Origin of the sequence: Glutamicibacter sp. MNS18, from assembly GCF_026107515.2 — a bacterium.
In the GTDB taxonomy this organism is placed as follows: Bacteria; Actinomycetota; Actinomycetes; order Actinomycetales; family Micrococcaceae; genus Glutamicibacter.
In genome coordinates this window covers 54,332-77,421 of sequence record NZ_JAPCHW010000016.1, presented here as the reverse complement: position 1 = coordinate 77,421, position 23,090 = coordinate 54,332, and the positions used below count along the sequence as shown (strand labels likewise).

At 64.6% G+C, this 23,090-nt stretch carries 22 protein-coding genes and 1 other RNA gene; 3 read left to right on the top strand and 20 right to left on the bottom strand.

Annotated features, from left to right (window positions below; genetic code table 11):
* Positions 1-3: 3 nt before the first annotated feature.
* The 19 genes from OK351_RS16120 to OK351_RS16030 form a co-directional block, all read right to left on the bottom strand.
* On the bottom strand, positions 4-513 hold the full coding sequence (locus OK351_RS16120) for a DUF2568 domain-containing protein (RefSeq protein ID WP_265161058.1): 510 nt from the start codon (positions 511-513) through the stop codon (positions 4-6).
* A gap of 103 nt (positions 514-616) precedes the next feature.
* Positions 617-1,132: a hypothetical protein gene (locus OK351_RS16115; RefSeq protein WP_265161056.1), complete on the bottom strand. Its 516-nt coding sequence runs from the start codon at positions 1,130-1,132 to the stop codon at positions 617-619.
* Between the two features lie 118 nt (positions 1,133-1,250).
* Positions 1,251-1,620: a transfer-messenger RNA gene (ssrA, locus tag OK351_RS16110) on the bottom strand.
* Between the two features lie 105 nt (positions 1,621-1,725).
* Positions 1,726-2,205 (bottom strand): SsrA-binding protein SmpB, encoded by a 480-nt coding sequence (gene smpB, locus OK351_RS16105; RefSeq protein ID WP_265161054.1) that lies wholly within the window; start codon positions 2,203-2,205, stop codon positions 1,726-1,728.
* 55 nt (positions 2,206-2,260) lie between these two features.
* Positions 2,261-3,709, bottom strand: a complete 1,449-nt coding sequence (locus tag OK351_RS16100) for a M23 family metallopeptidase (RefSeq protein ID WP_265161051.1) — start codon at positions 3,707-3,709, stop codon at positions 2,261-2,263.
* Between the two features lie 54 nt (positions 3,710-3,763).
* The gene (gene ftsX, locus OK351_RS16095; protein ID WP_265161049.1) at positions 3,764-4,678 is read right to left on the bottom strand and encodes a permease-like cell division protein FtsX; all 915 of its coding nucleotides are present in this window, start codon (positions 4,676-4,678) and stop codon (positions 3,764-3,766) included.
* Positions 4,675-5,490: a cell division ATP-binding protein FtsE gene (gene ftsE / locus OK351_RS16090; protein WP_265161047.1), complete on the bottom strand. Its 816-nt coding sequence runs from the start codon at positions 5,488-5,490 to the stop codon at positions 4,675-4,677. Before ftsE ends, ftsX begins: the two co-directional genes overlap by 4 nt.
* Positions 5,491-5,683: 193 nt before the next feature.
* Positions 5,684-6,313 (bottom strand): CoA transferase subunit B, encoded by a 630-nt coding sequence (locus OK351_RS16085; RefSeq protein ID WP_265161045.1) that lies wholly within the window; start codon positions 6,311-6,313, stop codon positions 5,684-5,686.
* A gap of 16 nt (positions 6,314-6,329) precedes the next feature.
* On the bottom strand, positions 6,330-7,106 hold the full coding sequence (locus tag OK351_RS16080; protein ID WP_265161042.1) for a CoA transferase subunit A: 777 nt from the start codon (positions 7,104-7,106) through the stop codon (positions 6,330-6,332).
* 144 nt (positions 7,107-7,250) lie between these two features.
* On the bottom strand, positions 7,251-7,382 hold the full coding sequence (locus OK351_RS16075; protein ID WP_265161040.1) for a putative transporter small subunit: 132 nt from the start codon (positions 7,380-7,382) through the stop codon (positions 7,251-7,253).
* Positions 7,383-9,068, bottom strand: a complete 1,686-nt coding sequence (locus OK351_RS16070; protein ID WP_265161038.1) for a sodium:solute symporter family protein — start codon at positions 9,066-9,068, stop codon at positions 7,383-7,385.
* A gap of 897 nt (positions 9,069-9,965) precedes the next feature.
* Entirely contained in the window at positions 9,966-11,081 is a 1,116-nt protein-coding gene (gene prfB / locus OK351_RS16065; protein ID WP_265161035.1) for a peptide chain release factor 2, read from the bottom strand.
* A gap of 52 nt (positions 11,082-11,133) precedes the next feature.
* The gene (locus OK351_RS16060; protein ID WP_265161033.1) at positions 11,134-11,592 is read right to left on the bottom strand and encodes a hypothetical protein; all 459 of its coding nucleotides are present in this window, start codon (positions 11,590-11,592) and stop codon (positions 11,134-11,136) included.
* A complete protein-coding gene (locus tag OK351_RS16055; protein ID WP_265161031.1) occupies positions 11,585-12,049 on the bottom strand; it encodes a hypothetical protein in 465 nt (154 codons plus the stop codon). The genes OK351_RS16060 and OK351_RS16055 overlap by 8 nt, the downstream gene beginning before the upstream one ends.
* Entirely contained in the window at positions 12,042-12,452 is a 411-nt protein-coding gene (locus tag OK351_RS16050; protein WP_265161029.1) for a TadE/TadG family type IV pilus assembly protein, read from the bottom strand. The genes OK351_RS16055 and OK351_RS16050 overlap by 8 nt, the downstream gene beginning before the upstream one ends.
* 13 nt (positions 12,453-12,465) lie before the next feature.
* Complete coding sequence (locus tag OK351_RS16045; protein ID WP_265161026.1) at positions 12,466-12,699, bottom strand: hypothetical protein; 234 nt, start codon at positions 12,697-12,699, stop codon at positions 12,466-12,468.
* Between the two features lie 58 nt (positions 12,700-12,757).
* Positions 12,758-13,699: a type II secretion system F family protein gene (locus OK351_RS16040; protein ID WP_265161024.1), complete on the bottom strand. Its 942-nt coding sequence runs from the start codon at positions 13,697-13,699 to the stop codon at positions 12,758-12,760.
* Positions 13,696-14,547 carry a type II secretion system F family protein gene (locus tag OK351_RS16035; protein ID WP_265161021.1) on the bottom strand — a complete coding sequence of 284 codons (852 nt, stop codon included), beginning with the start codon at positions 14,545-14,547 and terminating at the stop codon, positions 13,696-13,698. The genes OK351_RS16040 and OK351_RS16035 overlap by 4 nt, the downstream gene beginning before the upstream one ends.
* The gene (locus OK351_RS16030; protein ID WP_265161018.1) at positions 14,544-15,770 is read right to left on the bottom strand and encodes a TadA family conjugal transfer-associated ATPase; all 1,227 of its coding nucleotides are present in this window, start codon (positions 15,768-15,770) and stop codon (positions 14,544-14,546) included. Before OK351_RS16030 ends, OK351_RS16035 begins: the two co-directional genes overlap by 4 nt.
* A gap of 305 nt (positions 15,771-16,075) precedes the next feature.
* On the opposite strand from OK351_RS16030, the gene OK351_RS16025 reads away from it, so the two are divergent.
* Positions 16,076-19,636, top strand: a complete 3,561-nt coding sequence (locus tag OK351_RS16025) for an FtsK/SpoIIIE domain-containing protein (RefSeq protein WP_265161016.1) — start codon at positions 16,076-16,078, stop codon at positions 19,634-19,636.
* A gap of 1 nt (position 19,637) precedes the next feature.
* On the opposite strand, the gene OK351_RS16020 is transcribed toward OK351_RS16025, so the two are convergent.
* Positions 19,638-20,045 (bottom strand): hypothetical protein, encoded by a 408-nt coding sequence (locus OK351_RS16020; RefSeq protein ID WP_265161014.1) that lies wholly within the window; start codon positions 20,043-20,045, stop codon positions 19,638-19,640.
* Between the two features lie 351 nt (positions 20,046-20,396).
* Here OK351_RS16020 and OK351_RS16015 point away from each other — a divergent pair, with 351 nt between their 5' ends.
* Positions 20,397-20,645 (top strand): WhiB family transcriptional regulator, encoded by a 249-nt coding sequence (locus tag OK351_RS16015; protein WP_265161012.1) that lies wholly within the window; start codon positions 20,397-20,399, stop codon positions 20,643-20,645.
* A 209-nt stretch (positions 20,646-20,854) separates the two neighbouring features.
* Positions 20,855-23,068 (top strand): Stk1 family PASTA domain-containing Ser/Thr kinase, encoded by a 2,214-nt coding sequence (locus tag OK351_RS16010; RefSeq protein ID WP_265161010.1) that lies wholly within the window; start codon positions 20,855-20,857, stop codon positions 23,066-23,068.
* The last annotated feature ends 22 nt before the right edge of the window (positions 23,069-23,090 follow it).

The following is a 23,090-nucleotide window of genomic DNA, read 5'->3' as shown; positions in this document are numbered from 1 at the left end:
CCCCTAGCGGGCCGCCCTGCGGCCGCGGGGCCGGGTGCTCGGGCCCGATCCGGCGTGGCTGTTCGCGCCGTCCGCGTTGCCAACCGTTGCGGTGGACATCGCCTTGCGCTCGGCCCGCGGGTGCGGAACGATCCGACCACCGGTGACCAGCACCAGCAGCATGCTCAGCACACCGAGCCCCAACATGATGGCCGGCCAGAACAGGTACTGCGTGGAACCGTTGTGGGCGATGCTCAGCCACAGGGCGTAGCTGCCGGCCACGTAGACGAGATGGATCAGGACCAGGCGGGTCCGCAGGCGCAACCTCACCCTGGCCTTGGGTGAGAGCACCAGCGACCAGATCAGCAGCAACGGGATCACCACGATCAGCGCCGAAACCAAAGGCGCAAACGGCAGGTAGGTCAACGCGGTGAACCCGGCAGCCACCAGCAGGCCGACTTCGAGGATGAAGGACACCGTCGCATAGGTTGCCGTAAGACCAGGTGACACCTGCGAGGACTTCTTCATACCCATCGCTTCTATTCCCACTCCACTTCGGCACAGTTCCTGAACATTTCACGCACTGCCTAGTCTATGGCTTCCGCACGGTGACTGCGAGCCTGCGACACCGCTTCGGCTAACGTTCAACGGTCTCGCTGAGGGTTCCGTCGCTGGTGGAAACGGTGACCGCCTCCAGGCTCTGGTCCGCGGCCGCCAGGCGGTTCATGACCTCCCGTGCGATCTTCAACAGGTCCCCGCCGTCATCGACCTTCTGGCTGCTGGTCAGCAGTTCCAGTTCACCCTCCACCGGGGACAGCCACGCCTCCACATGCCGGTAGGGCTCGGTGAGGTCGGCGAGCGAGTCATCGCCGTAGGCCGCCAGCCATTGGCCGACCTTCGCGTCGGCCCACGCCTGGCGATCGGCGTCGGGGATGCCCGCTGCGGCCACCGTGGGCCGGTCCGGCGTCGCGGATCCCCCGGTCGGACGCTGCGCTGTTCCCTGTTCGGCGGCCAGTTGGCGGGCCTCCTCGGTATGCGCACCCACGGCCCGTTGCACCATGTTGATACCGCCGATGGCCAGGGCGCCGGCACCTCCGACGGCTACAACCAGGAACAACAGCATGATCAGCACCGAACCGCTAGCCTTCTTCACATGTGCCTCCCCAAGTCGTTTCGTCGTTACCATCATAGGCCGGGTTCGATCCCGGAATGTAGTCGTGGCCGCCGGATGCGGGCATGGAAAAGCCCCGGCCCATTGGGGCCGGGGCAATTCGTGGAGATGGGGAGAATTGAACTCCCGTCCGCTGTGGTGTTGCCAGGTCTTCTCCGGGCGCAGTTTGCTGTGGATTTTCTCTGCCTCAGCCATCACGCAAACATGTGGCTGGTCCAGGCACAGTTACCTAAATTGTGCGGTGAACGCCGGTAACGTTCATCCACCGCAGTGGCTACCTAAATGACGTTAGGATCAGGGGCGATAGCAACCCCTGGCTAACGGACTGTCTGGCTGCTTAGGCAGCGAGAGCGAAGTCAGTGCGCTTTGATTCGGCACTTATTGTTTTGCAAAGAGCGTTTACGAGATAACTTTGCATCCTCGGCCCGCTTCATCTGTCGCGACTCACACCGTCGAAACCGATCATCCCCGTATTTTGTTGTCAACCCTTGATCTCCCAAGGACAACTGCACCAATTGATGCGATATTCCATCATATCCCACCGGGCTTCGGATTCCCAATGGGCATGTCCCGGATCACCCCGAACGCCGGTTGCGTTCACGCATCGCGCGCTGCGCCTCGCGGTTGTCCTGCTTCTCCCGTAGTGTCTGCCGCTTATCGAACTCGCGCTTTCCACGCGCAACCCCGATTTCCAGCTTCGCCCGGCCATCCTTGAAGTACAAGCTCAACGGCACCACGGTCAATCCCGCCTCGGAGATCTTGCGTTCGATCTTCAACAGCTCCTGGCGGTGCAGCAGCAGCTTGCGGCGACGTCTGGCGGCGTGGTTCGTCCACGAACCGTTCAGGTACTCCGGGATGTAGAGGTTCTCGATGTACAGCTCATCACGGTAGAACTGGCCGAACCCGTCCACCAGCGAGGCCTTGCCTTCGCGTAGCGACTTGACCTCGGTTCCGGTCAACACCATCCCGGCCTCGTAGGTATCGAGGATCTCGAAATCATGCCTAGCCTTGCGGTTGCTGGCAATGACCTTGTCTACTTGATTCTTCTTAGCCATGGCACTCCTAGCTTCATACGCCCGAATTGGTGGCGCACAAGGAACCAGTCTACCGCTAGAGAAGTCCCAATGGGTTCACGGCTTGGCCGTTGATGATTGTTTCGAAGTGCAGGTGGCATCCGGTGGAGTTGCCGGTGGTCCCCACATAGCCGATGACCTGCCCCTGCTTGACCTTCTGTCCGACACTGGCGGCCACACGGGACATGTGGTGGTAGTTCGTGGCCAGGGCCTTGCCCTTGACCACACCGTGGGAAACGGTGACCTTGTTGCCGGAGGAACCTCCCCAACCCGCCATCCAGACTTCGCCGTCGGCAGCCGCCCGGATGGGTGCACCGCACTGTCCGCCGAAGCCCCAGTCGATTCCGGCGTGCACGTAACCGCCGCGTCCACCGTAGTCGATGGTCCCTGCCGGGGTTGGACGCCAGCCGAAGCCAGAGGTGAGACGCCCGCTGTTCACCGGTTTGATCAACCCCCAGCTGCTGGGCTCGGCCACGGTTTTGGTTTCCGGAGCGGTGTAGGTCGGGCGCTTGTAGGTTGTCTTCTTGCCCTCGTCCTGGGCCTTGCGCTTGGCTTCCTCTTCCTTGGCCTTCTGCTCGGCTTCCCATTTCGCCTTGGCTTCGGCCTGGCGCTTGCGCTCGGCCTCCTCCTCGCGTTTCTTACGCTCCTCGGCCTCGCGGATCAGCCGTTCCTGGCGTTCCTTGATCTGCGCGTTAACCGAGGCGTATTCCTGCTCCTGGGTGGCCAGTCTCTGCTGGATCCTCGGCTTTTCGGCCTCGAGCTTGCTGCTCAACGCCTCGGTGCTGGCGATCAGCTGGTCCAGTTCGGCCTTGTGCGATGCGGCCTCGTCGCGTGCGATCTCCTCCTGCGCCAGGGCTGCTTCGGCCTCGGATTTCAGGGACGCGATCTGTTTCTCAACCGCCGCCAGACGCACCCTGTTGTTTTCATCGGCGGCCTGTTGCTGGGCCAAATCGTTGTAAACACTGTTTTGCGACTGCAGGGCCTTGGATGCCAGGGTGATGCCATCGGCGATGTCCGTGGCCGATTCGATGTTCAGGATCATGTCCAGGCCGTTGGACATTCCTCCGCGTTTATAGGCTTCGGAAGCGATCTGCGAGATCGTGGTCTCGGTTTCCTTCAGCTTCTGCGCGTTCGCCTCGATGTCCGCTGCCAGCTGGTCGCGGGTGGACTGCGCGGAAATCAGCCGGTCGTTGAGATCGGCGACGGTGGCCTGGGCATTGGCGACGCGGCTTCGCGCATCCGCCAGGGCCTGCTCGAGCTGGGGCAGTCTGTTTTGCTGTTCACGCAGCTGCCGGTCGGTTTCCAGGATGTCCGCATCCAGGATTTCCATATCCTGCTCCAGCGAATCGATGTTCTGTTCGACCTGTTTCTTGCGCTCATCGAGCTCGTCGGCAGCCACGAGGGTAGCCGGAACCACCAGTGTCAGTGCCAGAGCGCCACCGATGGCCGCGCGGAGAAACTTACTTCGCACCGCGTGAGACAGCATAGTGCTCCTTACTGAGAGTAATGACGGGCACCCTAGGGTTCGACCGGCGGTCCACTAGACCTTCAGGTAACGCTTCAACGTTACCACTGATGAAATTGTTGCCAAAATGATACCTATCAGCAACAGTCCAGGTGCTACAAGCAGGACTTCGCTGGTGGAGATGAACGCCACCCCGAGGTTGTCGTTGGCCAGCTTGTCCTGGACCAGGAACTTCATCAGCAGCCACAAGGTGCCCGAGGCCAGCAGGCTGCCGATCACCGCGGCGATCACCCCTTCAATGATGAAGGGCAGTTGGATGGAGGTTTTCGACGCCCCCACCAGTCGCATGATGGTGGTCTCCAACCGTCGATGCATGGCCGAGAGCTGGATGGTGGTACCGGTGAGCAGCACGGCACACACGATCATGACCCCGGCGACCACTGCCGCCGATGCGGACGCCACGCGAACCAGTTGGAACACCTTCTCGAGCAGGTCGCGCTGGTCGATGACGGATTCGACCCCCGGGATCGTGGAGAAGGTCTCGTTGATCACCGGATATTTTTCCGGGTCGTTCAGCGCGATGCGGAAGGACTCGGGCAGCTGGCCTTCCTGCAACTGGTTGAGCAGCGGCGAGTTCTCGAACTGTTCCTGGAAGTGGTTGAAGGCCTCGGACTTGGACTCGTAGGCGAATTCCTTGATGTACGGTGCGAGGTCGTCGCTGGCAAGCATCGATTCGATGTTCTGCCGCTGTTCGTCGGTTACCGCTTCACCGGCGCAGTTCAGTTCCTGGGAATTGGAATCGCACAGGAACACTGCGACTTCCATCCGGTCGTACCAGTAGCCCTTCATCTGGTTGATCTGCATCTGCAGCAGCACCGAGGCGCCGACGAAAGTCAGCGACACAAAGGTCACCAATACCACCGAGACCACCATGACGATGTTCTGCTTGAGGCTCTTTCCCGCCTCGCGGAGGATGAATCCTGGCCTCACTGGTCGTTGCCCTTCGTCTCGGTCGCCGTTGGCTCCTCCGCGGTGGCCGGCGTATCATCGGCGGCCGGTCCCTCCGCGTTGCCGAAGTGCACCTCACGGGAGCCGTCCTGCTTGATCACGGTGGTCATCGGCATGTAGGAACCACCTGATTCATCGCGGATCACTTCTCCCTTGCGCAATTCGATGACGCGGCGTTTGTAGTCGCTGACCAATTCATGGGCATGGGTGGCCATCAGCACGGTGGTGCCGTTCTGGTTGATGCGATCGAGCACGTTCATGACATCCAGGCTGTTCTTGCGGTCCAGGTTGCCCGTGGGTTCGTCGGCCAGCAGGATCGACGGCTTGTTCACGATAGCGCGGGCGATGCCCACACGCTGTTGTTCACCACCGGAGAGCTCGGTGGGCTTGCGCCGGGCCTTGTCCTGCAGCCCCACCAACTTCAACGCCTCGGGGACCCGTTCGCGGATCTGGTTACGTGACGCACCGATGACCTCCATGGCGAAGGCGACGTTGTCGAACACCGTGCGTTCACGCAACAGCCGGAAGTCCTGGAAGACGAAGCCTATGTCGCGGCGAAGTTTGGGGACACGCCAGCTGGGGATGCGGTTAAGGTTCTGACCGGCGACGTAAACCGCTCCGGCGCTGGAGCGCTTTTCGCGCAGAACCAGGCTCAGGAAGGTTGACTTGCCGGATCCGGATTCACCGACCAGGAATGCGAATTCTCCTCGGTCAATCTCGATGCTCACATCACGCAAAGCGGCGTTACCCTGCTTTGTCTCATAGACCATCGAGACATTTTCGAATTTAATCATGTCTTCAATCGCTAGCTAACAGTGGGGCGCGACGCACACTCGCTAAGGGGGAAACCGTGTGTGAGCGTGCACCAGTTAAGTGAAACCCTATCGGCGAGCGCTGCCCATCTGCCCTAATTGGCAGGCGTGTTGCCCGATTCATGGCCGCTACACAGTCTGCGGGTGCATTCGCCGACCGCACTGCCGGCACTGGTCAGGAGAGGATTGTGGCCCCGGTCAGCTCCTTGACCTGTGCCAGGGACACCTCGTCGGCCAATTCGATCACCTCAAGTCCGTGGGCGGTTACATCGAAAACCCCGAGATCCGTGATGATCCGCTGGACCACGCCCAGCCCCGTGATCGGCAGGGTGCAGCGCGTGACCAGCTTGGCGCTGCCGTCCCGGGCGTTGTGCTCCATGAGAACAATCACCCGTTTGGCCCCGTGCACCAGGTCCATTGCCCCGCCCATTCCCTTGACCATTTTGCCGGGGATCATCCAATTGGCAAGATCCCCGGTTTCGGAGACCTGCATGGCCCCGAGAATCGCCACATCGATCTTTCCGCCGCGGATCATCGCGAAGCTGGTGGCCGAATCGAAATAGCTGGCGCCGGGCAGCACCGTGACGGTTTCCTTTCCGGCATTGATCAGATCCGGGTCCACCTCCGACTCGGTGGGATACGGGCCCACCCCCAGGATGCCGTTCTCGGATTGCAGCACCACGTCGACGCCCGGTGGCAGGTGGTTGGGCACGAGCGTCGGCATGCCGATACCCAGGTTCACGTAGGCCCCTTCGGTCAGTTCGGCTGCCGCACGGGCGGCCATTTGCTCACGGGTCCACGCCATGACTATTCACGCCCTTTCACTGCTGCTGCGACCCACGGGTGGTGCGTCGTTCAATGGGTTTGGGATGCTGCTTGCCGACCTCGACGATGCGGTGCACGAACACCCCGGGAAGATGTACCTGGGCCGGATCCAGTTCACCGGCGGGGACCAGTTCTTCGACCTGCGCGATGCAGATCCGCCCGGCCATCGCGGCGGGAACGGAAAACTGCCTGGCCGCCTTGTTGAAGACCAGATTCCCATGGGTGTCCCCCAGGGCCGCATGCACCAGGGCATAGTCCGTGACGATCGAGTGCTCCAGGACATACTGTTGCCTTTCCCCGGCAAAGTCGATGGTCCTCACTTCCTTGGCCTCGCTGGCCTTGAGCACGCTGCCGTCGTCGGCGTACTTCTGCGGCAGCCCGCCATCGGCGACCAAGGTGCCGACCCCGGTGCGGGTGAAGAAGGCAGGGATCCCCGAGCCGCCGGCGCGCAGCTTCTCGGCCAGCGTGCCCTGCGGTGTGAGCTCGACTTCCAGTTCCCCGCGCAGGTATTGGCGTTCGAATTCCTTGTTCTCCCCGACGTAGCTGGCCGTGATCCTGCTGATTCGCCGGGCCGCGAGCAGGACACCGAGCCCCTTGCCGTCGGTACCGCAGTTGTTGGACACGATGGACAGGTCCCCGATCCCGGCATCGAGCAGGGCGTTGATCAGCTCCGTGGGATTACCGCTCAGGCCGAATCCTCCGACCGCGATCGAGGCCCCGGAACGGATATCCGCCACGGCGACGGCGGTATTCGCGTAGCTCTTATCCAGCATTGGTCCCGTCCTTCGCTTGCCGGCCCTGGTGGAACCGAAACACTCGGTTCCGTTAGCCTCATCGTAGGTCGACCGTGGTTAAAGCGGAACCCCCGAAGGCACCAGGGCCGGTGCTTTCGGGGGTTCAGTGTTGGTGCCGGGGCCTCAGACCAGATCCTCGCCGTTACGGCGGGCCTCACGCCATTCGCTGAGGAAGGCGCGGGCGATGAAGAACATCACCAGGGCCACTACAACCGGCCAGATCAGAGCATAGATGGTCAGTGCAAGTACGGACATTTACTTCCCTCCCGGGTGGTTGGTGGTTCGCGGGGTAGCGCTGGCGGAGGACTCCACATCGAAGTTCCCGGTGCGCTCGGCGATGACCGAGAAATCGAACTCCATGGTGGAGCGGAAGGACATGAGGTAGCAGACCAGCGTACTGACCGCATAGGCGATCAGCGACGCGCTCAGCGTCGTGTAGTCGCGCAGGAACCCGAAGACGAACGGCGCACTGACCAGGATGGCCACAACACCGATGATCTTGGCCACGCGCAGGCCGAAGAAGCCGAAGCTCATCAGTCCCAGTACCACGCCAATGCCGATGACCGAGAAGAGTTCGATGAGCAGGCCCGTGACGTTGTTGATCGGGATCAGTTCGAAGCGCACCGGGATGAAGACGGCCAATGCCACCAGTACCGCGGTGGTGAAGGCCTTGTTGGTGACCTTCTTCCAGTAGAAGCTGGCGAGCACCGGGAACACCAGTGCGCCCCACAGGGCACCGACGAAGACCAGCAGGTCCAGGATGTTCAGCTGCAGGCTGGCGAAGCAGACGGCCAGTGCGGTGGCCACGACCATGCTTGCACGCCCTACCAGCAGCATCTTCTTCGGGTCGGCCTTGGCCTTGCCGGCAACGTTCTGGCCGTACACGTCGGCCATCATGATCGATGACAGCGCGGCCAGATCGGAGTCCGCGGTGGAGGACAGCGCACCGACGATCATGATGAAGAACAGCGCCAGCAGCACGCCGGGCAGGTAGCTGGCCGCCATCTCCGGGATCAGGTTGTTCATGTCCCCGCCGGTCGGCTCGAATCCCAGGTACAGGGCGAGCACACCCAGCATGCCCACGCCGATGACCATGGCGCCGTAGCCGATGGTGGCGGTGATGAAGGTCGGCTTGATCAGGTCCTCGCGTACGGCGAAGAGCCGCTGGGCGATGGTCTGGTTGCCGATCGCGTAGGCCAGCACCGCCGCAATGTACGGTGCGCCCTGGCCGAGGAAGGCCTCGGAGGAGAAGAAGTTGGACTGCTGCGGGGTCAGGTTGCCTGCGCCGGTTTCGAAGGCCGCAGGGAATCCCGCGGCGAAGAAGATGAACGGGACGAGGATGGCCACCGCGCCGAGCATCGCCATGACCTGGACGAAGTCGGTGAGCACCGAGGCACGGAAGCCGGACCACAAGGTGTAGAGCAGGACGCCGGAGGCAACGGCCAGCACGCCCTGGATGAAGTTGAACGGCGAGAGCATGGAGATCAATACGCCACCGGCGATGAAGTTGGACATCAGGCTGATCAGCGACCCGACGACATTCGAACCGGCCAGCATCAGCTGGCTGGAACGGCCGTGACGGGCGTGCATGACCTCGGCCAGGGTGTGCGCCCGTGGGGCCACCGCGCGGATGCGTTTGCCGAAGGGGTAGATGAACAGGATCATCAGCGCGCCCCACAGGCCATAGTGGATGGGCCCGGAGATGCCGTAGGTGTACCCGGATGTGGCCGAGGCATACATCGACGAGGCCCAGATCCAGGTGGCGGTCATACTGGCCGCGGAAATGCCGAATCCGATTTTGTTGCCCGCGGTCATGTAGCCGTCGGCATTTTCCTTCTTTTTTCCGATCCGGGTGGAGATAAAGAAGGTTCCTCCATAGAAGAACAACAAGAGTAAAACAACGATTACGGCGCTGAACTGCACTGCTTCAGGGTTATTCACGCGCCACCTCCTTCAATAGACGGTGATGAGATCCGCGCCGCGGCCACAAGGTCCTGCCGGCGCTGTGTCTTGCACGTCTGTTCCCGTGGGCGTTAACCACAAGGAGTAAGTATCAGCTGACGCGCACAAGCCCTGGATTCATTAACCACTTCCCATCACTCAAGTTTCGTTCGGTTCTCATTCGTTTCGTTCATCCCTGGTCGCGGGAAAGCCGGGGAGCGCTACGTGCGTCCCAGGGCGGAATTGGCCGCTTCTCGGTGCGACCGGGCGCTGGCGCGAATGCTCCGGTGGTTCGGGAACGTCGGAGCCACACGCGTCGGACCGTTCCCGACGCGCTGGCAGCTACGCTCGGCAGCCTGGAAGCGAACGGTTCGGGAACCCGCGGAGCACTGACGACTCAACGCACCTGCAGGGTGCGGAGTAATTGCCTTCTGGCAACCGGGGTGCCTTGATCAATCCCAGCGCAGTGTTCCGTAAATCGTTGGCAAACTTCACCAACTAAGAATAGATATTAGCATGATTGCGAATATATGCGAGCGGTAGGTTCTCGTTCCACGGGTCGAGGGCAGCGCCGGGCACTCGGGTTCGAGCCTGGAGAGCGCGATGAACCGGCCCTCAAAACAGCCCATCCGGTGAGCAGCCGGGGATGTTTCCGCGGTCAACGGCCTGCCATGGACTTTCCCCCACCACGGTGTCAGGCAAGATTCCCGGGGATTCCGCGTAAGTTCGGCTTGTCGGTCCAGGACCTGCGCGCCGCGGGAGGAGAACTGTGGACGCACCGCCGGCCACCGCATGTGTGTGCCGACTCCACATCCGGTGGAGTTGTACGGCCACCGGACTGGCTACCGGAGGAGCGCATAAATATGCCCCGAAGGCGTTGGCCTTCGGGGCTGTGTGCTAGTTGGAGGGGCGTCGTTGCCCGGCGCGCCAACGGATCCCCGCATCGATGAAGTCATCGATTTCCCCGTCGAGCACGGCCTGGGTGTTACCCACTTCGTGGTCCGTCCGCAGGTCCTTGACCATCTGGTACGGGTTGAGCACGTAGGAGCGCATCTGATCGCCCCACGACGCCTTCACATCGCCGGCCAGTTCCTTCTTCTTCGCGTCCTCCTGCTCCTTCTTCAGCAGCAGCAGGCGGGACTGCAACACGCGCAGGGCCGCGGCACGGTTCTGGATCTGCGACTTCTCGTTCTGCATCGAGACGACGATGCCGGTGGGAATGTGGGTCATGCGTACCGCGGAGTCGGTGGTGTTCACGCTCTGTCCACCGGGTCCCGAGGAACGGAACACGTCGACCTTGATCTCCGCGTCGGGGATCTCGATGCTGTCGGTGGAGGCGATCAGCGGGACCACTTCCACCGCCGCGAAGGAGGTCTGGCGACGGCCCTGGTTGTCGAAGGGCGAGATGCGCACCAGGCGGTGGGTCCCGGCCTCCACCGAGAGCGTGCCGAAGGCATAGGGCGCATCGATCTCGAAAGTCGCCGACTTCAGTCCGGCTTCCTCGGCATAGGAGGTGTCCATGATCCGGGCTTTGTACCCGCGTTTTTCGGCCCAGCGGGTATACATGCGCAGCAGCATTTCGGCGAAGTCAGCGGCGTCGACACCACCGGCGCCCGAGCGGATCGTAACCACCGCGCCGCGGGAATCGAATTCCCCGTTGAGCAATGTGACGATTTCCAGTTCTGCCAGGGACTTGCGGATCGAGACCAGTTCACGATCGGCTTCGGCCAGGGTGTCCCCGTCGTCCTCCATTTCGGCCAGTTCAACCAGCACTTCCAGATCGTCGATCCGGGTGGCCAGTCGTTGCAGGCGTTCAAGCTCGGACTGGCGGTGGGACAGTCGGGAGGTCACCTTCTGGGCAGCTGCCGGATCATCCCACAGGTCAGGGGCACCAGCTTCTTCCGACAAGAGAACGATGTCGGCCTTGATTCGATCAACGTCGCTAACGGCCTCGATGGAGTCGAATGTCGAGCGCAGCGATCGTATTTCAGCAGAGAAGTCTGTTTTAGCCATGATCATCTAAGCCTACGGCATCACCGCCGGACGCATCACACTTTACGCGCCCTCAGCGGCTCAGCACGGTGCGGGCGCTGGCTTCGACGTGGATGGGGATCCCACCGGGGATGACCCATCCGACGATGGGCGGATCCACGGTGGCCCGCAGCTCGATGGTGGCACCCTGCCCGTCGGGCATGATCCTGATCTGCCCCACGCCCAGGTTGTCGAACCGTGTGGCGGCCCGGGTATCGAGCAGGTAGCGTTGCACCGCCTGGGCCAACTGGTCCGGTTCCAGGCGGATCTGCGGGACTTCTCCCCCATCGACCAGCTCGAACTCGTCCACTGCGGCGATCACCGCCCCGTCGGCGGCCGCCAGCAGTTGCCGGGCCTTGAGGTTGACGGCGCTGGCGGCCAGGACCACGCTGATCGTCAGCAAGGTGATGGCCACCAGGCCGATCACCAGCACCAGTCCCTGCCCGTCCTCCGCTGCCGGATCCCGGCGTGTAAGCGGCCAGGTCCTAGCCAAAACGATCAACCCTCTGGGTCGCGGTGGAATCGACGCTGAAGGCCGAGGCGCCGAACCCGTCGGGCAGGAAGGGCAGCGGTACCTGGATGCTGACCGACACGCTGACGGTACTGCCCGGTTCCAGGCAGCCGGGATCGCAACCGATGGTGGTCGTGCCGCGGCCGGCGGCGATCCCGAAATCGGCCAGGGTACGCGCCACCACATCCCGGGCGTTGGTCTCGGCCTGTGCCGCCTGGCCGGAGGCCGCGAACACCTTCGCCGCGTGGTCCGCGGCCCCGACCGCCGCATAGCTGGCGGCTTGCAACTGGCCGGCTGCCAGCACCAGGTAGATCATCGGGATCAGGACCAGGGTGCTGGTGAAAATGAATTCGACGATGGCACTGCCGCGCTCGGCGTCACCGTGCGCCACAGTCTCCCGCGCGTTCCGCAGCCCGGGTCCGGATGGGGCCCTAGCCATAGCGCACCGCCTGGCCCGTCAATTCCAGTTCCCAGCCGTTGGGAACCAGGCCCAACAACGGCACCCGGGTGCGTACGGTGACGACCACGAGTTCATGTCCGCCCACATTGCTTGTGGTGGCGCTGATTTGGTCGGCGAACCCGTAGTGCAGGCTCTGGCCGATCAGCAGCCGGGTGCGTTCGGCACCGTCCTGGACGCTGCGGTTAGCCAGGGCGCCGTAGCGCGCCCCGTGGCTCGCCGCGTCGATCAGGGTATTGCGCACATGCAATACGAGGGCCAACTGGATGATCGTCAATCCCAGCACGATCAGCAGGGTCGAAACCATCACGAATTCCGCCACCGCCGAACCGCGTTCGATTTCGACCCGGTGGCAGGCATCGGCTGGGGACGGTCTGCTGGACATCGGATGCTCGGTCCTAGTTCATATTCGAGACCCGGTCGATGGCCTGGTTGAACAGTTCCTGCAGGCGCGGTCCGGCCACCGCCAGCAGTGCGGCCACGAGAAGCGCGGACATGAGGGTAATCATGACCCAACCAGGCACATCACCGCGGTCCTCCTTCAGGCGCGGCAGGATCCTCTCCCAACCGCGGCGCAGCAGGTGCAGGATCGTGAGCAGGTAGACGGTGAGTGCGCGTTCCAGGGTTTTCATTGCGGTTCCTCCCAGGGGTCGGGGTGTGGGCGAAGGTGTCGGGGTGTGCGGGATCTGGTCAATAGCTCATCTCCAGGAGGGACAGTCCGGGGAAGACGGCGAAAATAACGGTCAGCGGCAGGATCCCGAATACGATCGGGGCAAGCATGCTTACCTCGCGTTTCCCGGCCAGTTCCATCAGTTCGCGCTTCGACGCGTCGCGCACGTCCTGGGCCTGGTCCCGCAACACCTGGGCCAGTGGGGTGCCGCGTTCGGTGGCCACGCAGATGGCGTCCACGAAACGGGTCATCGCCCCGATCTGGATCCGGTCGGCCATATTCTCCATGGCCTGGGTCATCGGGATCCCGGAGCGGATCTCGTTGGTGGTCGTGGTGAATTCCTCGCCGATCGCTCCCCGGCAAATACGGGAGATGCGTTCAAGCGCGCCAGTGGTTGATTCCCCGGCGCCAACGGTCAGCGCCAGGATGTCGGCCACCGTCGGGAACTGGGTCAGCACCCGCCGCGATCGTTGCTGGATCTGTTCGGACAGCCACCAGCTGCGCAGCAGGAACCCGGCGAAGCCGCATCCCGCAACGAGGATGACAGCCAGCGGGATGCCGATGCCGCGGGAGCCGGCGAGCGCGGAGACCAGTACCGTGCCGGCCAGCAGCCCCAACAGGGCACAGGCGATCTCCTGGGCCCGGTAGTCCAGCACACTGGTCTTCAGCCCGGCGTTGTTCAACCGGCGTCGCACGGTCTCGGAGCCCGGGCTATGCAGTGCCGCCACCCGGCGTAATTGGTTCAGGACCGGCCGGGCCAGTTGGCCCAGGGTGCTGGCCGACGATTCCTGGCGCCAGGAGTCCTCCAGCATCCGCGAGGAGCGCATGCCCACCCGCAGGTGCGGGGCCACGCGTTGGGCCAGGCTGGGGCCGCGGAAGTAGGGCATCCAAAAGATCACCATCCAGAGCCCCAGGCCCAGGCCGGCGCCGGCGATGATCGCCCACGGGATCGGGTTGCTCATATCAGCACCCGTTCTTCCACCGGTAGCGTGCCCAGGCGCAGCATGATCCGGTAGCAGATGAAGCTGACCAGCAAACCTGCGCCCAGCAGCAATACCCCGGCCGGGGTGGAGTAGGCCACGATTGCCGCCGGCTGCGTGCCAAGCACCAGCAGCACGATCCACGGGGCGGCGACCGCCAACCGGGCGGCGGAGATGATCCAGGACTGCCGGGCGGCCAGTTCGCCGCGCGTTTTCACGTCGTCGCGCAGGAACGAGGCCAGTGTGCCCAGGGTGTGTCCGAGTTCGGTGCCGCCCACTTCCCGGGTGATGCGCAGGGTCGTGAGGATCTTATCCGCCACGGGGTCGGCCAGCCGCAGGGACAGATGGTCCAGGGCCAGCGAGAAGTTCGCGGTCGCCCGGTAGTCCAAGGCGAAGTCCCGGAAGGCCGGTCGCAGCGTTTCCGGGCCGGCCTCGGCCAATTGGCTCAGCGATTCGGGCAACGACAGTCCGGCACGCACGGCGCTGCGCAGGTGGTCAACCACCTCGGGCCACTGTTCGCGCAGTAGCGCACGGCGTTTGCCAGCCTGGTAGCGCAGGTAGACCCACGGGGCGAACGCGCCGAACCCGCCGAACAGCCCGGCGAACAGGAAGGACCCGGTTACCGCCAGGGTCAGCAGTGCTGCAGTGACCGCGGTAGCGGAACAGACGATGACGAAACGCGAGGGGGCCACGGTGTTGATCCCGGCCTGGAGCAGGGCCGTGCGGATCCTGCCCGGCCCGGTCTTGCGGCGGGTCCAGGGTTCGAAAAGGCAGGCGTCGACCACCAGGGCCACGCCGAGTCCGCCAAGGAGCGCTACGACCAGGATCATCGCCGAGCACCCATCAGTTCGGCCATCTTCACCCCGGCCAGATCGAATTTCTGGTGCGCCCAGTCTGCGCCCGGAGCCATCTGGAGTTGCCCGTCGCGACGGCTGAACAGGGTGGAGGTTTCGATCTGGTCCTCCTCCACGCGACCCGGAACGGTCAGGATCTCCGCCACATGGCGTTGTCCCTGCGGGTCCCGGGTACAGTGCACCACCACATCCACACAGGTCGCCACGGTCTTGACCACGAAGTCGGAGGTGATGTTGGGACCGGCCAGCAGCGGTAGCGTGCACATCTTGGTGATCGCGTCGCGGGCAGAGTTGGCATGAAGTGTGCACAACCCGGCGATGCCGGAGTTCAACGCGATCAGCAGGTCCAGGGCCTCGGCTTCACGCACCTCGCCGACGATCAGCCGCTCCGGGCGCATGCGCAGCGCCTCCTTGACCAGCCTGCGCATGGTGATCTCCCCGGTGCCTTCCAGATTCGGCAGGCGGGTCTGCATCGCCACCTGGTCGCGCAGGGCGAAGTTCAGCTCGAAGATCTCCTCGATGGTGATGACCCGTTCACGGGGTCCGATCGCCGAGGACAGGCAGTTGAGCATCGTGGTCTTGCCGGCCTGGGTGGGGCCGGTGACAATCACGTTCATGCCGGCGGCGATGGCGCAGCCCAGGAAAAACGCGGCGTCCCCGGTCAATGACCCCAGTTCCACCAGGTCGTCGAGCTTGCTGGCCTGGGCGATGAACTTGCGGATATTCACCGCCCAGTGCTCACGGGTGATGTCGGGGATGACCACATGCAGCCGCGATCCGTCAGGCAGCTGGCAGTCCACAAACGGCTGGGACAGGTCCAACCGGCGCCCCGAGGCCTTGAGCATCCGCTCGACCAGGGCGGCGATCTGCTGGGCATCGAGCCGGATTCCGGTCAGTTCACTGCGTCCGGCACGGGCGCAGAACACCTGGTGGGGTGCGTTGATCCAGATCTCCTCGACGGAAGGGTCATCCAGCAGCGGTTGCAGTGGCCCGAAGCCGGCCACATTGTCGTAAACGCTGCGTTTGGCCGCTTCCAGTTCGCCCAATTGCGGTACCGCGCCGAGCAGCGCCCGTTCGTCGTAGTCCCTGACCACATCGTCGATCAGCTTGCGGATCTGGGCCGGTTGCTTGGCCGGATCCAGTCCGTGCCGGCGCACCAGTTCGCGCACCTCGTCTTCCACCACTGACAACGCATCCACGATCCGGTCCCTTCGGCAACTGCTGCGCCTGCCCACCCGTTTTCCGGGGTACCGTCCGGCCCCAAGTGCCACCGGACGCAACGATGGCACACGGGTTCATCCCTCCGGCGCCGAAGTCCATTGACCACGGATGCTAGTGCCACGGCCACGGGCTTTCAAGGGGTGCTGCCAAGTTTGTGGATAAGTATTTCTGCTTGATGCTGTCCACATTTCTGGGCACGACTGAAACAGCGCACCTCAGGCCGTGGGTTGATGGTGCCCACAGGCGCTCATTTCTCCACTCAACGTTACGGGGGTAGGATCCGGTGGCTCTGGAATTCCTGTTGTGTTCCCGCGGCTTCGCCCGGCCACGGCATTTCGTCGTCCATAGCGATCAGGTGCTGGACGGTCCCGGGCTCCAGGCGCTGCTGCGCGCGCAGTTCGGTCCGGGCCCCTGGTTCTGCGCCGGGCGGCCGCTGGGTGAGCTTGCCGACTTCGCGCCGCAGGATTCGGCGATCATCACCGATGTGCCCGCGCAGCGTGAAACCACCGGCCCGCAGGCCTTGCAGTTGTACGTGCTCGATGGGCCCAATGCCGGGGCGCACATCGCCCTCTTGCCTGGTTCCCACCCGGTGGGCCGGTGCGCCCCGTTGTGGTTGGAGGACCCGGCCCTGGCACGGGTGCAGGCCACCGTCGAAGTGGACCACCGCAGCATCACGCTGCATGTGGCCCCCGGGCAAACGGTGCGGTTGCTGGGCGGCGGACGGGCAGCGGATGACGGGCCGATGAGGCTGGTGCGCGGAGCGCTGATCAGGATGGGGCAAACCACGTTGAAGGTGGAGGATCCTCTGTCCGAACTGGAACCGGCCGGCGAGCGCTGGCCAACTCCCCCACCCCGGTTGCCAGCCAAACCCGAGGCGCAACGGTTGGTGACGATGCTGGGTGCCGCCGTGGTCCCGCTGGCGATCGGTATCCTGCTGGCGCTGCTGACCGGCTCCAGGATCTTCCTGGTCATCTCCGGGTGCACCGCGCTGCTGGCGGCCATCCCACTGGCGGGATTGGTCCGCGCCCGGATCGGCTACCGTCGCACAGCTCGCGAACATACCGGCAGGTGGCTGGCGCTGCGACGCCGGCTCGCACCACCCCTGGGCACCGTGATCGCGGCCGCGACCAGCGGACGCGGGCTGCTGCCGTACCCGGGCACCGAACCGTTGCTGGTGCTGGGGAGCGGGCGCTGGAACCCCGAGTCGGCCGGCTCCCGGGACCCGGTGACCGGAGGAGGGCACGCCTCTGCGGTGTTCGCCATGGAAGCCACCGGCGCGTGGCAGGTGCTCGCCAAGCACCCCGGGGACGGTTTGGAGGTGCTGTGCGCGATACTGGCCCGGCTGCTGCCATCGGTCATTTCCGGCGGGCCGAGACTGGTGATCGACCCGGGGCTCCGGCTGCTTCCGGCCAGCTTGGTGCTGCTACCCAACATCAGTCTCGGAACCCCGCCAACGGAACCGGCACCGGCGGGGTTTGGCTCGAACCCGCGGCCGGATCTCGAAGTGCTGTACCTGGTTGCCGGCACTGCGCGGCCGGTGCCCGGGGCGCTGGTCATCGGCCTCGGACCCCGGATAGGCGATGGACTCAGCGGCTGGGTCGATGTGGACAGCGGGCAGGCGCTTCTCGATGATGTGCAGGCGCAGCTGGATTGTCCCGAGCGGCTCAGCCCCGCGCATTTCGCCCGGCTGGTGGACTGCTGGTTGTCGGCGGGAAGGCATCGCGTCGAACAGCGGGCTCCCGCCCATTCCGGCCGCGTATTGCACTGCGCCCTGGGTGATGACCAGCAGGGGCGTGAAGTCGGCCTGGATCTGGAATCCGACGGCCCGCATGTGCTCGTGGCCGGAACCACCGGCTCCGGCAAGTCGGAGGCGTTGCGGCGGATCGTGGCCGAACTGGTGGCCGGGCATTCCCCGCAACAACTGGCCCTGGCCCTGGTCGATTTCAAGGGCGGCGCGAGCCTGTCGGTGTTCGCCAGGTTGCCGCATACCCAGCTGTTCTCCTCGGACCTGGACGGCGCCCAGGCGCTGCGCATGCTGCAGCAGTTGGAAACCGAGATCCGGCGCCGCGAACAGCTGCTGCACGATGCCAGGTGCAGCGACATCGGCGAATACCAGCAGGCCAACGGCCGGTGGCCCGCCTTACCGCGGCTGGTGGTGGTCATCGACGAATTCAGGGTGTTCATCGACCAGTTGCCCGAGGCCGGGACCCGCGTCGACCGCATCGCCACGGTGGGCCGGGCATTGGGTATCCACCTGCTGCTGTCCACGCAGAAACCGGCCGGCACCCTCAGCGGGCAGACCCGGGCGAATGTCAACACCGTCATCGCCCTGCGTGTCCGGGAGAATGCCGAGTCCATCGACCTGGTGGGCAGTGCGCAGGCCGCCCAACTGAGCCGGCCCGGTGAGGCGATCCTGCGCGGAAACGCGATCGGGGCCACCCGGTTCCGGTTCCGGCTGGCGGCGGCCCCGCCGCCGGTGGGCTACCTGGCCGAACGGGCGGCCCATGGTTTCGCCGAATACCGCCGCCGACCGCTGGGCCAGCAGCCAACGGCCGGCCAGGCCATGGAACTGCTGCGCCAACGCGTGGAACGGATCGGAGAAAGCTGGCAGGGTCATCCGGGCGTCGACAATCCCTTTGCCCCGCCACTGCCCGGGTCCGTGCAGGAAGTTGCCCCCGGGGAGCCCGGGGATGGCCAGGTGCTGTGCGGGGTGCTCGACGACCTGTCCGGGGGCAGGCTCCGGCCATTGTGCCTGGGCACCGGCACCGCCCCGGCCCTGCTGGTCAGCGGCCTGCCGGAAGCTGGCGGCGGGCACCTGGCTGCCGGGTTATTCGGCACCGGTCACCGGTTGCTGTACTTCGACGCGGCCCCGCCACCGGGGCGGCGGCCCGAACCGCACCAGGTACTGCTTACCGGTACGGACACCTACCTGTTCACCCAGGCCCTGGACTTCCTGGCCGGGGCCGGGCAGTTGCGTGGGGTGCTGGTGGTGGCCCGCAATCTTGCGGGTCTGGCCGCCGCCTTGCCCCCGGCACTCTGGGCCCGGTTCGACGAGGTCATCGCGACGCTGATCCGCGGGGCGCCGCAGAGTGCAGTGCAAGTGGTGATCATCGGGGATCGCGACCTGTCGGCGCTCAAGGCCACACAGCTGTGCACCCGGCGCTGGTACTTCCCCCTGGGTGCACCCCAGGGGCTGACGATGATGTGGCCGAAACTGCCTCTGGTCAGCGCCGTGGCCGGACGTGGGATCCAAGTCGGACCCGACGGACAGATGCACGGCATCCAGCTGACCGGGTTGCGCTCCGCAATCGGCAGTGCGCCGGCTGCTTGGGGCGCCGAACCTGCGGCGTCATCCCGGGTCGGTGACCGGTTCCTGGGAACCAGCGGCTTGGAAGAGACACCGGTGCATTTCACCCCGGCGGGGATCGGTTTCATCCTGGTGCCCGATGCGGGGTTGCGATCCGAGGTGGCCCGTCTGCTTTCCCGACGCTGGGGTGTTCAGTTGGGCGACGGGGCGCAGGAGTTGGCCCCGGGCACGGCCCTGGTGCTCTCCGGCGCCCCGGATCCCGGGTTGGCCGGACGGTTGAACGAACTGGCGGCGCAGGGGCATCGGCCGGTGGTGTTCTGTGCCCCGTCGGCCCGGCTGGCCTACGACTTCGGTTTGCCGGCCATGGCCCTGGATGAGCGCGATGTGCTGGTGGTCGAGGCCATGCATCCCTTTGACATGCAACCGCTGAACTGGCCTGTGCTGGCAGCCCGGGATCCGGTACGGCATCGGGGGTGTTGGCGCGCGGTGATGCTGATCGGCGGTCAGCCCGCCGAGGTGCGCATTGCGTGCGGCTAGCTCAGCTGCGGCTCTTGCGGTCGCCCAGGAAGGCGGTGGTCTGCGGGGCGAACAGCAGGATCAGCACCCCGGCGGCGACAAAGAAGGCCAATACGGCCACCCCGATCAGTTCGGTTTGGAAGTAGGTGGTAGCCAGGATGACCTGGAACAGCTGCCAGGCGACGATCGCCGCCCGGGTCCAGGCCCGGCCCCGGTAGAAGCTGTAGGCCACCCAGCCCTGCCAGACCGCGGCCGCCAGGCAAAGCACCAGCATGAAGATGCGCCCGGGCATGGTCAGCACCCCGGGATCCGTGATGTGGATCAGGTAGTTGATGCCATAGGCCAGGACGGCCAGGGCCTCGACCAGCACCAGGGCCGCCACGACTTTGACACTCAGTGTTCTGGCGCCGGCCAGTTCGTTGTTGCTCACATCAAACAATCTACGTGCTGGGTGCCGAGGTGATCAAACAGAAATGTGATTCATGTACCCATTGTCAAATATCTGACACTAAGCTAGTCATCTTGCCGTTCGCGGGTTTGTGACAAAGCACTCAGGATTTTGCCGAGGTTTCGATCCGGCGACCCTTGTTTACTTATCTGTAACATGAAAACCTTATGAAGTTAGTTCCGGCGGTGAGCATCTGCCGGACACCATTGAGATTTCGGCTCACCCTGCCTACAGCGACAGTAGCCCCATGCGCCCGGAACAACATCACCATGTTGCGCCATTGGACGTACTGCAGGATGGGCCACCCCCAATTTTCGAGGAGCATCAAGAAGCATGGATTGGCGTAGCCGCGCAGCGTGTCTGGACAAGGATCCGGAGCTTTTCTTCCCCGTTGGAAATACCGGACCAGCCCTGCTGCAGATCGAGGAAGCCAAGAGTGTATGCCGACGCTGCGACGTCACCGAGACCTGCCTGCAGTGGGCCATCGAGTCAGGCCAGGATGCCGGTGTGTGGGGCGGCATGAGCGAAGACGAGCGTCGTGCCCTGAAGCGCCGTGCGGCTCGCGCACGTCGCGCGTCCTAATCCAGACTTCGCGACTCCGGCCCGATTCATCGGCCCCGGAATCATCCCAGATCCGCCAGAACGCCGCCGTTGTTCTGGCGGATCTTGGCGTTAACTGGTCAAATTCCCAGCCGTACTGGGTAGATTGATTGTAGTGTCACCGTACGAAAGGAGCCGCCCGTGATGCAGGTCGCCGCCGCACCCGCTGCGCATCACTGCACGGGCGCATCATGAGCCCAGCACCTTCGGATCACCTGATCGGCCAATGCCTTGAGGAACGCTACGTCCTGGAGGGCTTGATCGGCTACGGGGGCATGTCCAAAATCTACAAGGCTCTGGATATCAGGTTGCACCGGACCGTGGCGGTGAAGATCCTCAACGAGAACTACGCCGCCGAGACCGAGGTGCGCAAGCGCTTCGCCTCCGAAGCGGTGATCGCGGCAAACCTGAACCACCCGAACGTGCTGAAGATCCTGGACCACAATGTCTCGGGGCAACTGGTGTACCTGGTGATGGAATACGTGCGCGGGCAGAACCTGCACGAGCTGATCACCAACCGCGGCCGGTTGACCCCGCGCCAGGCGCTGAGCCTGCTGGAACATATCTGCCGGGGCCTGTCCGCCGCGCACACCGAACAGATCGTGCACCGTGACATCAAGCCGGCCAATGTGCTGATCTCCAATACCGGCCAGGTGCTGATTGCCGATTTCGGGCTGGCCCGGGCGGCCAGCGCGCATACCCAGTCGGCAACCCTGTTGGCCACCTTGCAGTATGCTTCCCCCGAGTTGGTTTCGGGCCAGCCGGCCGATGCGCGCAGCGACATCTACGCGGTTGGCGTGATGATCTACCAGATGCTCACCGGCACGGTCCCCTACCCCGATGCCTCGATCCCGGCCCTGATGCGCCACCAACTGGAATCGGAGACCCCGTTGCCCTCGGCCCGGGTCCCGCAGCTGGCCCAGGACCTGGATGAGCTGGTGCGCTTCTGCACCGAGAAGGATCCGGAAAACCGCCCGCAGAACGCCGGCTTCCTGCTTGATGAGATCATCCAGATCCGTGCGACGCTCAGCGAGGATCAGCTTGATCTGGGTGCGGCCCTCTACGGCGGGTTGGAGGACCTGATCCCGCACGGCGCGCCGGCAGCCACCTCGGTGCAGCAGCGCCTGGGCCAATGGGAGGCGGCCGAACGCGACGCGCCCGGTGATCCGTGGTGGGAGAAACAGGATTCCGAGGCCACCCGGGCACTGGATGCCGGCTCCCAGCCCACCGAGGCGGTTGACGCCTCCGGCGTGCCCACCGAAGCCCTGGCCCACCTGCCGGGACACGATGCGCAGTCCCCCACCGAACTCCACTCTCCGCAGCAGCATGCTTCGGCCCCGCCACAGGCCCAACCGTTCCTGCCCCAACCGACCATGGCCATGGGCCGCCCGGAGGATGCGGTAACAGCGGATTCCGCCGGGACGCAGGACGCCCCCCTGTCCAAGCGGGAGCGGCAACGCGCCCAGAAACAGTGGCGCAAGCAGGCCCAGATCCCCACCCACCAGCTGGCCGCGCCTCCCGGTGCGGGCCGCAGGTTCCTGACCTTCCTGCTGGTCATCCTGGCGGTGGCCCTGGTGGCCGCCACGGCCTGGTTCTTCGGCCGCGGCCCGGGCAGTATCATCAGCATCCCGCAGCTGGGTGGGCTGCTGCAGGCCCAGGCAGTGCAGGAGCTTGACCGGGCCGGGGTACCGGTCCGGGTGAACAACAGCTACCACGATGAGGTGGCCGTGGGGCGGGTTATCGAATCGAACCCGGGCCAGGGTGAGAACATCATGCGCTTCCAGGGAGTGGAGCTGGTGGTTTCACGCGGTCCGGAGATTTTCCAGATGCCCGATCTGGGCGGGATGGATGTCGCGTCGGCCGGCTCCGCCCTGTCCGAGCTTCAGTTGCGTGACCCGGCCATCAGCCAGGAGCATTCCTCCACCGTGCCCGAGGGGCTGGTCATCTCCAGCACCCCGCAGGCCGGTGAACAGTTGACCCGGAAAACCGGCACCTCGCTGCTGGTTTCTGCCGGCCCCGCGCCGGTGGAGGTCCCGAGCTTGATCGGGCTGGAGGAGTCCGCGGCCCGTGCCACGCTCCAGGACCTTGGCTTGGAGATTCAATCGGGTGCCCCGGTGTTCTCCTCCCAGGTTCCGGCAGGTCAGGTGGCCGCCCAGGACCCCGAGGACGGTAGCGTGCAAGCCGGCTCACGTATTACCGTGCAGTTGTCCCAGGGGCCGGAATACCTGTCCATCCCCTCGGTGATCGGCCGGTCGCTGGACGAGGCGGTCGCGACCCTGCAGGACGCGGGATTCGAAGTGGAGACCCGCAAGATGCTGGGCCAGCGTTCGGACACGGTGCGCATGCAGACACCGCTGGATAAGAAGGCCGAACGCGGGTCGAGCATCACCATCTACGTCTTCTGATCCCCCGGCCCGTGTGCTGTAC

What these genes read in the sequence shown, in the direction of transcription:
- smpB (WP_265161054.1), bottom strand. Translation starts at nt 2,205, where the DNA reads ATGGCTAAGAAGAATCAAGTAGACAAGGTCATTGCCAGCAACCGCAAG.
- OK351_RS16010 (WP_265161010.1), top strand. Translation starts at nt 20,855, where the DNA reads ATGAGCCCAGCACCTTCGGATCACCTGATCGGCCAATGCCTTGAGGAA.
- OK351_RS16050 (WP_265161029.1), bottom strand. Translation starts at nt 12,452, where the DNA reads ATGTCCAGCAGACCGTCCCCAGCCGATGCCTGCCACCGGGTCGAAATC.
- OK351_RS16040 (WP_265161024.1), bottom strand. Translation starts at nt 13,699, where the DNA reads ATGAGCAACCCGATCCCGTGGGCGATCATCGCCGGCGCCGGCCTGGGC.
- OK351_RS16085 (WP_265161045.1), bottom strand. Translation starts at nt 6,313, where the DNA reads ATGGCGTGGACCCGTGAGCAAATGGCCGCCCGTGCGGCAGCCGAACTG.
- prfB (WP_265161035.1), bottom strand. Translation starts at nt 11,081, where the DNA reads ATGGCTAAAACAGACTTCTCTGCTGAAATACGATCGCTGCGCTCGACA.
- OK351_RS16100 (WP_265161051.1), bottom strand. Translation starts at nt 3,709, where the DNA reads ATGCTGTCTCACGCGGTGCGAAGTAAGTTTCTCCGCGCGGCCATCGGT.
- ftsE (WP_265161047.1), bottom strand. Translation starts at nt 5,490, where the DNA reads ATGATTAAATTCGAAAATGTCTCGATGGTCTATGAGACAAAGCAGGGT.
- OK351_RS16035 (WP_265161021.1), bottom strand. Translation starts at nt 14,547, where the DNA reads ATGATCCTGGTCGTAGCGCTCCTTGGCGGACTCGGCGTGGCCCTGGTG.
- OK351_RS16120 (WP_265161058.1), bottom strand. Translation starts at nt 513, where the DNA reads ATGGGTATGAAGAAGTCCTCGCAGGTGTCACCTGGTCTTACGGCAACC.
- OK351_RS16015 (WP_265161012.1), top strand. Translation starts at nt 20,397, where the DNA reads ATGGATTGGCGTAGCCGCGCAGCGTGTCTGGACAAGGATCCGGAGCTT.
- OK351_RS16080 (WP_265161042.1), bottom strand. Translation starts at nt 7,106, where the DNA reads ATGCTGGATAAGAGCTACGCGAATACCGCCGTCGCCGTGGCGGATATC.
- OK351_RS16055 (WP_265161031.1), bottom strand. Translation starts at nt 12,049, where the DNA reads ATGGCTAGGGCCCCATCCGGACCCGGGCTGCGGAACGCGCGGGAGACT.
- OK351_RS16045 (WP_265161026.1), bottom strand. Translation starts at nt 12,699, where the DNA reads ATGAAAACCCTGGAACGCGCACTCACCGTCTACCTGCTCACGATCCTG.
- OK351_RS16075 (WP_265161040.1), bottom strand. Translation starts at nt 7,382, where the DNA reads ATGTCCGTACTTGCACTGACCATCTATGCTCTGATCTGGCCGGTTGTA.